Origin of the sequence: Mycobacterium innocens (assembly GCF_900566055.1) — a bacterium.
Taxonomy (GTDB): domain Bacteria; phylum Actinomycetota; class Actinomycetes; order Mycobacteriales; family Mycobacteriaceae; genus Mycobacterium; species Mycobacterium innocens.
Genome location: NZ_UPHQ01000032.1, coordinates 19,757 through 30,582 on the forward strand (window position 1 = coordinate 19,757; position 10,826 = coordinate 30,582).

Sequence of the window (10,826 nt, forward strand, 5' to 3'; positions counted from 1 at the left end):
GCGATACAACTGCACCACCGCATTATGACGAGGGAGAGGGACCGCGTGGGCAAACTGGTTCGGGACAAGATTCCCGACATCATCCGAGCCTCCGGGCGCATACCCCGGGTGACGACGCTGGCCGGAGGCCCGTACCGGGCCGCGCTCCTCGACAAACTGCGCGAAGAGGTCGACGAACTCATCGCCGCTCACCGCACGGACGCGGTCATCGAGGAGGCCGCCGACATCCTCGAAGTCCTCGTTGCCATTGCCGGCGAGCGGGGCGCCAGCGTCGACACCATCGCCGATACGGCACAACGCAAGCGCGCGGAGAAGGGAGGTTTCGATATGCGGCTTCGGCTCGACGGCGTCGACCCGACGCCAGCAAGCCGATGAATCCGTCAGCCGGCTGTCGCTCGCCTGAGCGCTCTCGTGGGGTCGGCTCTCTCACGGGGCATAGGAAATACCATGTGCCCCAGAATGTTTCGCGCCGCACCGCAAAGCGGTGGTTGCGTCGGACGCGGGCTGGGGCCAGCGAGGTTGTCCTGGAGACCGTAACCACGCGTACCCTGGTACCATCACTCAGGTAGAAAGGTACTCGCATGGCGTTGAACATCAAAGACGCATCGGTCCACGAAGCGGTCAGGCAGATCGCCACGATCACGGGTGAGTCTCAGGCTCAGGCGGTGGCCACTGCGGTGAAAGAGCGTCTGGCCCGGCTGCAGAGGGACGATCTCGCCGCCCGGCTGCTGGCCATCGGCCACAAGACCGCCAGCCGGATGAACCCAGAGACAAAGCGGCTGGACCATGCTGCAATGCTCTACGACGAGCGAGGGCTACCAGCGTGATCGTGGACACGTCGGCGATCATTGCGATCCTCACCAAAGAGGACGACGCCGCCCGCTACGCCAACGCAATCGCCGCCGCCGACGCGAGAAGGCTTTCCGCGGCAAGCTATCTCGAATGCGGGATCGTCCTGGATTCCCTACGTGACCCGATCATCAGCAGAGGTTTGGACGAGCTGCTCGAAGAAGCCGGGTTCGTGGTGGAGCCGGTGACCGAACGGCAGGCCCGGCTTGCGCGTCAGGCCTACGCAGATTTCGGCAAGGGCAGCGGCCATCCAGCCGGTTTGAACTTCGGCGATTGCCTGTCGTACGCACTGGCCACCGACCTACGTGAGCCACTGTTATGGAAAGGCAACGACTTTGGACATACCGGCGTCCGATCCGCGCTGCCGGAATAAGCCCGGCGGCACCCAGCGCCGGCTTGTCGCTGAAAGTCGCTCATAGCCGGGCACAACGCATAGTGCCCCCCAGCGGTGACAGATGTGACTCAAGTGACGCATAACTGTCCAGCTCAGTCGACGAATAGCGCCAACGACGCCGTGTAGCCGTGCAGCGCGTTGCGCCCAAAAACCGGGCCGATCTCCCCGGCGGCGAAGAACCCGGCCAGCGGAATCCCGCCCAGGAGGTCTTCGATAGTCGACGCGTCATGGTCGGCCACCCCGAACATCCGCCGCCCCCGCCCGTTGCAGGTGAACAGCAGCGCACCCGCCGGCCGCCCGCCCAGCTCAGCTGCGGCCCGCTCCACGGCCAGGTGCAGGTCCTTGTCCGCCGACGCCGCGTCACGCACCTGGAACTGCACGGTCGTGCCGACCTCGACAACATCGCCGATCTCGATGGCCCCGGTCGAAGGGTCGGCGCCCAGCAGCCCGCGGATCAAGAAGTCGCCCTGCCCCGGAGCCGCCAGGTGTTCGTCGACCACAATGCCGATCTGCAGGCCACGGCTGACCAATTCCTGCTCGTGCAAGGGCAAATCCTCGATGATCTCTCGCAGGCGCACCAGCGGCGGACGGCCGCCCAGCTCGGTGATGACCGCCCCGTCCGCGCCGGTGACGATGTAGGGACGGCCGATCGGCCGGCAGCCCTGCGACACGATCGGTATCCCGTGCACACCGGGCAGGCGCACCCCGACGAGCCCCGAGCTGAACACGCCGCCGTCGCGGAACAGCCGGGTGCCGCCCGGGCCGCGTCCACCGCTGGCCAGACCGCCCACCACGGTCGTTCCCGGCAGGTCGCTGTTGAGGTGCTCGATGAGCAGACTCGACGGGAATGTGTACGGGTCGGGCAGCAGCAGGTGCAGATCATGTCCGGTCCGGTCGAACCGGTAACCGGTGAGCAGTCCACCCGAGCCGGTGCGGACGAAGTCCAGCTGGAACGTTTCGGCGGCCAGGCCCGACGCCAGCCACACCGCCACCGCCGGTCGGTCCTCTATCTCACGCCGGCCGGCAACAACCGCCTGGGCGACACAACCGATCAGCGCGGGCGGCCCGACGATCCCCTGCACCGCGTTGAGAACGTCCGCCGCCTGATCGGAGTGCGACCGCGATCCGAGCAGCACAGCCAGCGACGGCGCCTCACCCGCAAGCGCGTCGCACGCCTGCGTTGCCGCCGCCACCGCCGCCTTCCGCGCATCGGGCGCGGTGGAGAAGCCGACTCCGATCCGCACCCTTCCATCATGCGCCGCCCGGCGCCTGTTTCCGCCGGAATCGGCGGCCGGTTCTGCAGAAACTCGGCACGCCGTCCGAACTACAGTCCCAACGCGGCGCGCAGCCGGTTGACGTCCATGGCGCCGGCGCCTGCCGCGGCGGGGAAGCTGTCGAGGAGTTTGATCAGGTCGCCCCGTCGGGTGGGGTCGTCTGCGGCCTGCCGCGGGGTGCGACCCTCGAGCGCCGGGATGGGCCTGTCAAGCCACTTGGTTTCGTAGTCGCGGACGAACTCCTCGAGAGCCGCGGCCACCTCGGGCCCATCGGGTACCCTTTCCTTGGTCGCCGGCAGCTGCTTGGCCAGCTCGGCCAGCTCGCGGGTGTCGCCCATCGGGCGGCGCGAGTCCTCCAGTACCCTCATCGCCGGGTCCAGGGCGGCCACCGTGGCCAGCACCCGGTCCATCCGCTTTTCGCTATTGGTCTCTACCCGCAGCGTGTCGGCGTCGAGCACCAGGGCCGCCCGGATCCGTTGCGTCCCATCGTCGTTGACGTATTCGTGCCAGCGCGGCGACGGTTCGCCTTCGACCCGGTCGTAGGTGTCGTCGAGCGCGGCCTGGATCGCGGCCGGGTCGCCGACGCGCACGGTGGCCTCACAGAACGCCAGCGGATCACCCTCGGTGTTAATCAGCGCCGGCGGCGCGAACCGGCGGCTCAGGTACGCCACCAGTGTCACCGCGTCGGGTTCGGTGTCGAGCAGTTCGATCAGCGGGTCGCGCTCGTGCAGCGCGACCGGTTCCACGCCGCCGAAAAATCGCATGGTGTCCCCGGCGGGCAACACCCGCGCGCACACCAGCTGCCCCGGCTTGAGCTGGCGGCTGGCCGCCTGCTCCCGCACCTCGTGGGTGTCGCCGGTGCGCAGGTCGCGCACGGTGACGCTGTGGCCACGCTGCACCCGTTCCACCTCGAACACCGACCGCTGCACCAACAGCCACTGCTGCGCCAGCAGTCGCTCGTCGTCGGGCAGCAACGACCCGCGGATCTCGAGGAACTCCTCGAACGCCCCGCCCTCGAACAGCACCGCATCGATCACCAGCGGATCACCCAGCGCGGTGGTCAGCGCGTCCGGATCATCGCCGGCATGACGGGAGCGTTCGTCGGCCACGTCGATCAACAGGTCGTTCCAGCCGCTCACCAGAGCATGCTGGATGGCTTTCGCGTACAACCAGCGCGCCCGGTCGTCCAACGGCAGCTGCTCACGCCCGAGATGGCACTTCTTGTACTTGCGCCCGGACCCGCACCAGCACAAGTCATTTCGGCCGACGTCACGGCGCGGCTCAGCCCGGTACTGCTCCAGCAGCTCCACCAGCGGGTAGTCCGGCTCGGCGCCGGCGCGGCGTAACAACGCCAACCCGCGCTCGACGTCACCGCGATCGGAGGCGATGCGAGCCAGATCGAACAGCGGCAACGGCCAATCCGGATCCATCGACTCGGCGGCCAGCAGTTCGTGTTCGGCGGCCTCGATGTCGCCGATGCGCTCCAGCGCCACTGCACGCAGCCACCGACACGCCACCCGCGCCGCGCGGGGCACCGTCGACTCCAGCACCTCGGCGAACAATCCCAGCGCGACCACCCCGACGCTTTCGGTGCCGATCGTCTCGGCCACCAGCAGCTCTGCCAGTAGCGGTTCGGCGAGCGCGACCCCTACCTTCCCGACAAGACCGGCGAGGTTGTCGAACTCGGGCGTCGTCAAGCTACCGACGACTGCGGCCACCGCCTCCTGCGGTGACTCCTCCTCGGCGGCGGCCACGATCAGCAGAGATATCCGGTCGTAGAACCTGATCAGCGTGAACAGCGCGAACGCGTCCTCGGCGTCGAGGTGATGCCGCTCGGCCAGCGCCGCGCAACCCTGATCGAATTGCCAAGCGTCGAAATCGAATCCGCGTGTCGCAAGCCATTCGCCGCGGCGCTCCAGACCATAGTCGTCGGCGATCTCCGACAGCGGCGGCAGCGGCTCGGTGAACAGCGTCGGATCTTCGGCGCACACCGTCCACACCGCGGCAGCGAAATAGTCCGGCTCCTCGGGGTCGAGCGTCGCGGCCAGCCGGGCGCCCGCTTCGCCGCCCGGCCCGGCATCGGCGACCCGCTCGACCCGCTCGACCCGCTCGACCGCGAGACCCTGGTCGGTCAGCCGCAACCCGACCAGGTCGCCCTCGGCCACCCCCAACGCCGCCAACGTGCCCGGCGCCAGGAGCAGCACCCCGTGCGGGTCGACCGCAGCGTCCGGAATGCCTCGCTGTTCGAGCAGCTCATCATCGAACTGGGCCAACATGACCTGCGCCGGTGAACCGCCGGCGAGTCGCTGGTACTGCTCGTGCTCGCAGAGCTCGGTGATGGGGTCCAGATCCGGGGTCACCGTGAGCAGGTCGTGGGCCAGCTCGGCTGCTCCGACCCGATGTGTGAACACCCGGCCGGCCAGCACGGCCGGCAGCCATACCCACCTCAAGTCGACCAATTGCCTTGCCGGACAATCTATTTCGTAGAGAACCTGATCCAGCACGGCATCCGGATCGGCCACGCCGTCATCCCGTAGCCGCGCTGCGATGTCGTCGGCGTCCAACGGGCCGTGTTGGGTCAAGATTCTTGCTAGGGTCTCGGACCCGGCGAAGTCATCAGCCACGGCGACCACCTTATGCGCCGGCGAGCCGCGCCGCGAGAACCCCGCCGGCCTACTTCGGGTTATTGGTCGGCTCGGAGTCGCCTACATCATGGCATCGTGATGCAGTGATGTAGGCTTGGGTGTGCGTACCACCATTGATCTCCCCGACGACCTGCACAAACAGGCGTTGGCTATCGCCCGGGACACTCGCCGCACCTTGAGTGAAACCGTTGCCGACCTCATGCGACGCGGCCTGGGAGCCGGCCGTACCGCCGCGATTTCGACCGATCCCAGGACCGGGTTGCCACTGGTGAGCGTCGGCAAAGTCGTGACCTCCGAGGACGTGCGCTCGTTGGAGGATGAGGAGTGATCGCGCTGCTGGACGCGAACGTGCTGATCGCACTGGTCGTCGCCGAGCACGTGCATCACGACGCCGCCGCGGCATGGCTGTCCACGCGTGACGCCGGCTTCGCGACGTGCCCCGTCACGCAGGGAAGTCTGGTTCGATTCTTGATGCGGACGGGCCAATCCGCGGCAGCGGCGCGGGAGGTGGTCAGCGCCGTCGAAACCGCAAAGCGCCACGAGTTCTGGCCCGACAGCGTCTCTTTCGCCGATGTCGAGATCGGAGGCGTGGTCGGCCACCGACAGGTGACCGATGCCTACCTGGCTCAGCTGGCCCGAAGCCGCAACGGGCAGTTGGCGACTCTCGATAGCGGACTGGCGCACTTACACAGCGACGTCGCGGTCCTCATTCCGACGGCCTGCTGACACACGGCCAACCAGTGTGCCCCCACCCGGACCGACGCTTTGGATACCTGCCCGTAGGGTCGGTGTTGACGGGAGGAAGTGAGCATGGCCAGAACCGCCAGAACCGATAACGACAGCTGGGAGATCACCGAGAGCGTGGGCGCGACGGCGCTGGGTGTGGCGGCGGCCCGCGCGGCCGAATCCGAAAGCGAGCGTCCGCTGATCAGCGATCCGTTCGCGCGGGTTTTCCTCGACGCGGCCGGCGACGGCGTGTGGAACTGGTATTCGGCGCCGCAGCTGCCCGCCGAGGTTCTCCAATCCGAACCCGAGGTGCCGCTGCGGATGCAGGCGATGATCAACTATATGGCCTGTCGCACAGCGTTTTTCGACACCTTCTTCCTGGACGCGACCCGAGCGGGCATCGGTCAGGCGGTGATTCTGGCGGCCGGCCTGGACTCGCGGTGCTGGCGGTTGCCGTGGCCCGACGGCACCACGGTCTACGAACTCGACCAGCCCAAGGTGCTGGAATTCAAAACGGCGACGCTACGCGAGCACGGGGACGAGCCGACCTGTCGTCGCGTCGGCGTCCCGGTGGACCTGCGCCAAGACTGGCCGAAGGCGTTGCAGCAGGCCGGTTTCGACGCGTCGGTGCCGAGCGCATGGTCAGCCGAGGGGCTCATGCCGTACTTGCCGGCAGTGGCCCAGGATCTGCTGTTCAACCGCGTTCAGGGCCTCACCGTCACCGCAAGCCGGATCGCTGTCGAGGCGCTCGGACCCGACTTTCTGGACCCCGCGTTCCGCGCCAAGCGGCGCGAGCGGATGGACCGCGTCCGAGCGCTGATGGCCAAGGTCGACCCGCAGCGCGAGGTGCCCAGTACCGACGAGCTGTGGTACTTCGAGGAGCGCGACGACGTCGGCGACTGGTTGCGCCGCCACGGCTGGGAGGTGACGGTCACGCCGTCGGCGCAGCTGATGGCCGGCTACGACCGCCACCCGCCGAAGGAGGTCCAAGACAGCGCCCCGCGAAATCAGTTCGTGTCCGCGGTACGGGCCGGCGTCTAGCACAATACGTACCGGGCCGCTGCGGGCCCGCCGAATACTTCGGTCTAATTTCCAACCGGCTGACGAGGTGATTGGGTAGAGCGGTGACTACGGCGAATACGCCGGATACCGGCGCGCGTCAGGACGCGAACTTGGCCTTGGCGACGTGGGTCTCGACCGTCAACTTCTGGGCATGGAACATGATCGGCCCGCTGTCAACCACCTACGCCGAGCAGTTGCGGCTGTCGAGCGCGCAAGCCTCGCTGCTCGTGGCGACGCCCATTCTGGTTGGGGCACTGGGTCGGATCGTCATCGGCTCGCTGACCGACCGGTTCGGCGGCCGCGCGATGTTCATCGCGATCTCGCTGCCCACGATCGCGCCGGTGCTTGCCGTGGGTCTTGCCGGCAAGTCGGGTTCCTACCCGTTGCTGTTGGTGTTCGGGTTCTTCCTCGGGATCGCGGGCACGGTTTTTGCCGTCGGGATCCCGTTCGTCAACGCGTGGTACCCGCCGCCCGCCGTGGGTTCGCCACCGGGGTGTTCGGCATGGGCATGGTGGGCACCGCCTTGTCCACGTTCTTCACACCACGATTCGTCCGCTGGTTCGGCCTGATCAACACCCACGTCATCATCGCCGTCGTGCTGGCGCTCACCGCTGCGGCGTGCGTGCTGGTCATGCGCAACTCGCCGGACTTCACACCGAACACCGGCCCGGTACCACCGAAGCTGGTCGCCGCCGCGAAGCTGCGGGTGACCTGGGAGATGTCGTTCCTGTACGCCATCGTGTTCGGTGGTTTCGTCGCGTTCGCCAACTACCTGCCCACCTATATCAAGACGATCTACGGTTTCTCCGCGGTCGACGCGGGCGCCCGCACGGCCGGCTTCGCTGTGGCTGCCGTGCTGGCCCGGCCGTTCGGCGGCGCGCTCGCCGACCGCATCGCGCCCAAGTACGTCGTCCTCGCGTCGCTGGCCGGCTCCGCGGCGCTGGCGTTCATCGCGGCGTTCAAGCCGCCGCCGGACGTGTTCTCGGCGCTGACGTTCATCACGCTGGCGATCTTCCTGGGGGCCGGTACCGGCGGCGTGATCGCCTGGGTCGCCCGCCGCTCACCCGCCCAATCTGTCGGCACGATCACCGGCATCGTCGCCGCCGCGGGCGGTCTGGGCGGCTACTTTCCGCCGTTGGTGATGGGCGCGACCTACGACCCTGTCGAGAACGACTACACGGTCGGGCTGCTGCTGTTGGTCGCGACCGCGCTGGTGGCGCTGGCATTCACGGCCCTGAGACTGCACGCGACCGAACCCGCGGCCGAACGCAGGAAGGCGACCGCGTGAGCAGCCCACCCGGGGGCCGGATCGAAGAACTCCTCGAGCGCTGCCCAACCGGCAACCAGCGTGACGAGGTGGCAGTGGTACGTCGGCGCTCTCAAGAGGTGGCGTACTGATGCCCGCGAGCGGAGCCTGCGGAGCGAGGTCCTCATGAAAGTCATGGCACAGCTGGCGATGGTGATGAACCTCGACAAGTGCATCGGCTGCCACACCTGTTCGGTGACCCGCAAGCAGGCTTGGACCAACCGTGCGGGCACCGAGTACGTCTGGTTCAATAACGTGGAAACCCGTCCAGGACAAGGCTACCCGCGAACGTCATCGGCCTGCTGATCCCGGAATCATGGACGGACGCAGCCCGGGTGAGTCATCACGCCTATCATGTCCAGGCTGTCGTGCTGGGGTCGATAGCCGGCGTAACCACGCTGACGGGGCTGGCGCTGCTGATCTACCGGCGACGTAGCCGCGGCCCGGTGTTCATGGCCACCACGGTCAACGACAAGCTGATGTATGTGTTCCTGGTGGGGGCGATATCGGCGGGGCTGTATGCGACCGCGTTGGGCTCGGGGACGTTCGGCGAGTCGTACAACTACCGCGAAACCGTCTCGGTGTGGTTCCGGTCCATCTGGGTGCTGCAACCTCGCGGCGAACTGATGGCGCTGGCGCCGCTGTACTACCAGCTGCATGTGATGATCGCGCTGGCGCTGTTCGCGATCTGGCCCTTCACCCGGCTGGTTCACGCGTTCAGCGCACCGGTCGCGTATCTGTTCCGGCCCTACGTCGTCTACCGCAGCCGCGGCGTCGCCGCGCGCAAGGAGCTGGTCGGGTCGCATCTTCAGCGCCGCGGTCGCTGACTCGGCAGCGCGCGCCCACGCCATGATCGGTAACCACGCCGTGCGGCGAACACCCCGATGATGGCGGTCACGCGCCACACCGTCGACCATGCTGACCGCGATTCTTCCGCACCGGCAATCCAGGCACGCCCTGGCTATTCGACGGTGCCTTTGACCAGACGGCCGTCCTTGATGATGACTACGAACGCCTCGTCGGGCCGGGCGATCAGCGAGATATCGGCCAACGGATTGCCGTCGACGAGAACCAAGTCGGCCAGGGCCCCTTCGGCCACCACACCCAGCCGGCCGGGGTACGGGTTACGCGGCCCGGACATGGCCAGGAGCTCGGCGTTGCGGATGGTGGCCTGCTGCAGCACCTCGGCGGGCGTGAACCAGCGGGTGAGCTCGGCAAGCTGGGCGCCCTGCCGGCTGGCGAGTGCGGCGTCGAACAATATGTCGGTTCCGAACGCGACCTTGACCCGGTGTTTGATCGCGAGCCGATACGCGGTGTCGGTGCCGGCGACCACTTGCCGCAGCTTTGCCCTTGTCTGCGGTGTGGCGGGGATCGTGGGCTCGTCGGCAAGGAAGGGCTGCAGGCACCACCAGATGTCGTTTTCTGCGAGCAGTGCGGCGGTGTCCTCGTCGATGAGGTGGCCGTGCTCGATGCACCGGACCCCGGCGGCCACGGCAGTGCGGATCGCGCGCGGCGTGTAGGCGTGCACGGTGACGTAGGTGCCCCAGTTCTCCGCGGCCGCCACCGCGGCGCGGATCTCGGCTTCGGTGAACTGGGCCACGTCGACCGGGTCGTACGTCGAGGTGATACCGCCACCGGCCATCAGCGTGAGCTGAGAGGCGCTGCGCCGCAACATCTCTCGTGCTCCCCGTAGCACTTCGGCTTCGCCGTCGGCGATGACGGCGGCACCGATGATCTCGGTGTAGCTCAGGTGTCCGCAGATACCGCGAGGGACCTCGTGCGGCAGCCGGAAGTCGCCGTGTCCGCCGGTCTGGGAGATGAACCCGCCGGACGGGTAAATGCGTGGGCCAACGATCACGCCCTCGTCGATCGCCTGCTTGATCCCGAACACCGGCCCGCCGAGATCGCGGACCGTGGTGAAGCCGCGTAGCAGCGTTTCCCGGGCGCCGGAGATCGCCCGGGCGTAGACGTAACCGAGTTCGCTGAGTTGCGCCACCGACGCCGGGATGGTGGCGAACATCGCATGCCAGTGCGCGTCAATCAGCCCGGGTATCAACGTCTTTGCGGTCCCGTCGATCTTCGAGCCGGAGAATTCCGTCGAACCCGCGGGCGCCACCGCGGCGATCACGCCCTCCCGGATGGTGACGTCCATCGGCCCGGTGTTCCGGCCGTCGACGCTGTCGAAGACGTCGACGTTGGAGATACGCAGTTCGTGTGTATCCATGCCGGCTCCGAATCGCGGCCCGTTCCCGGGTCCGGTTGGTGGAAAAGTCATTCCAATCTAGGTCGGCGACTGGAAAGGTGCGAACATCGCGTGAATTGACCGTGCGTGGTTGTCATGGGTCGTCGTCTCCGTCGCGCAGCAGTTTCTCTACGTGGTGGAACGTGTTGGTTCTCGGTTGCCCGTGGTCGAGATGCGGCGGTGGGATCCATTCGGTGTCGCCGTGGGCGTTTTTGCGGGTAGTCCAGTCGCCGTCGAGGAGTTTGTGGTGGGGTCCGCAGGCCAGGGTGAGTTGGTCGATGTCGGTGCGATGGGTGCTGGCCCAGTCGCGCACATGATGGACCTGGCA

At 67.4% G+C, this 10,826-nt stretch carries 9 protein-coding genes and 4 pseudogenes; 9 read left to right on the forward strand and 4 right to left on the reverse strand.

Features of this window, described 5'->3' with window-relative positions; all coding sequences use genetic code 11:
- The first annotated feature begins 45 nt into the window (after positions 1 to 45).
- The 3 genes from EET03_RS03595 (at position 46) to EET03_RS03605 (ending at position 1,222) form a co-directional block, all read left to right on the forward strand.
- Positions 46 to 375: a nucleoside triphosphate pyrophosphohydrolase gene (locus EET03_RS03595; RefSeq protein WP_075544328.1), complete on the forward strand. Its 330-nt coding sequence runs from the start codon at positions 46 to 48 to the stop codon at positions 373 to 375.
- A 206-nt stretch (positions 376 to 581) separates the two neighbouring features.
- Positions 582 to 827 (forward strand): type II toxin-antitoxin system VapB family antitoxin, encoded by a 246-nt coding sequence (locus EET03_RS03600; RefSeq protein WP_075544329.1) that lies wholly within the window; start codon positions 582 to 584, stop codon positions 825 to 827.
- The gene (locus EET03_RS03605) at positions 824 to 1,222 is read left to right on the forward strand and encodes a type II toxin-antitoxin system VapC family toxin (RefSeq protein ID WP_075544330.1); all 399 of its coding nucleotides are present in this window, start codon (positions 824 to 826) and stop codon (positions 1,220 to 1,222) included. The genes EET03_RS03600 and EET03_RS03605 overlap by 4 nt, the downstream gene beginning before the upstream one ends.
- 113 nt (positions 1,223 to 1,335) lie before the next feature.
- On the opposite strand, the gene EET03_RS03610 is transcribed toward EET03_RS03605, so the two are convergent.
- A complete protein-coding gene (locus EET03_RS03610) occupies positions 1,336 to 2,487 on the reverse strand; it encodes an FIST signal transduction protein (RefSeq protein WP_075544331.1) in 1,152 nt (383 codons plus the stop codon).
- Positions 2,488 to 2,567: 80 nt separating this feature from the next.
- Positions 2,568 to 5,141 (reverse strand): SEC-C domain-containing protein, encoded by a 2,574-nt coding sequence (locus EET03_RS03615; protein ID WP_075544335.1) that lies wholly within the window; start codon positions 5,139 to 5,141, stop codon positions 2,568 to 2,570.
- Between the two features lie 121 nt (positions 5,142 to 5,262).
- Between EET03_RS03615 and EET03_RS03620 the strand changes: the two genes are divergently transcribed.
- The 6 genes and pseudogenes from EET03_RS03620 to narI all read left to right on the forward strand — a co-directional run.
- Complete coding sequence (locus EET03_RS03620) at positions 5,263 to 5,490, forward strand: antitoxin (RefSeq protein WP_075544336.1); 228 nt, start codon at positions 5,263 to 5,265, stop codon at positions 5,488 to 5,490.
- Complete coding sequence (locus tag EET03_RS03625) at positions 5,487 to 5,888, forward strand: TA system VapC family ribonuclease toxin (protein WP_075544332.1); 402 nt, start codon at positions 5,487 to 5,489, stop codon at positions 5,886 to 5,888. Before EET03_RS03620 ends, EET03_RS03625 begins: the two co-directional genes overlap by 4 nt.
- 84 nt (positions 5,889 to 5,972) lie before the next feature.
- Positions 5,973 to 6,929 (forward strand): class I SAM-dependent methyltransferase, encoded by a 957-nt coding sequence (locus EET03_RS03630; RefSeq protein WP_075544333.1) that lies wholly within the window; start codon positions 5,973 to 5,975, stop codon positions 6,927 to 6,929.
- A 179-nt stretch (positions 6,930 to 7,108) separates the two neighbouring features.
- Positions 7,109 to 8,238: pseudogene (locus EET03_RS03635) on the forward strand (MFS transporter).
- Between the two features lie 144 nt (positions 8,239 to 8,382).
- Positions 8,383 to 8,547: pseudogene (narY, locus tag EET03_RS03640) on the forward strand (nitrate reductase subunit beta); the annotation flags it as partial.
- A gap of 2 nt (positions 8,548 to 8,549) precedes the next feature.
- Positions 8,550 to 9,083, forward strand: a pseudogene (narI, locus tag EET03_RS03645) (respiratory nitrate reductase subunit gamma); the annotation flags it as partial.
- Between the two features lie 134 nt (positions 9,084 to 9,217).
- Here narI and EET03_RS03650 read toward each other — a convergent pair.
- Complete coding sequence (locus tag EET03_RS03650; protein WP_075544334.1) at positions 9,218 to 10,480, reverse strand: metal-dependent hydrolase family protein; 1,263 nt, start codon at positions 10,478 to 10,480, stop codon at positions 9,218 to 9,220.
- Positions 10,481 to 10,592: 112 nt separating this feature from the next.
- Positions 10,593 to 10,826, reverse strand: a pseudogene (locus EET03_RS03655) (HNH endonuclease signature motif containing protein); the annotation flags it as partial.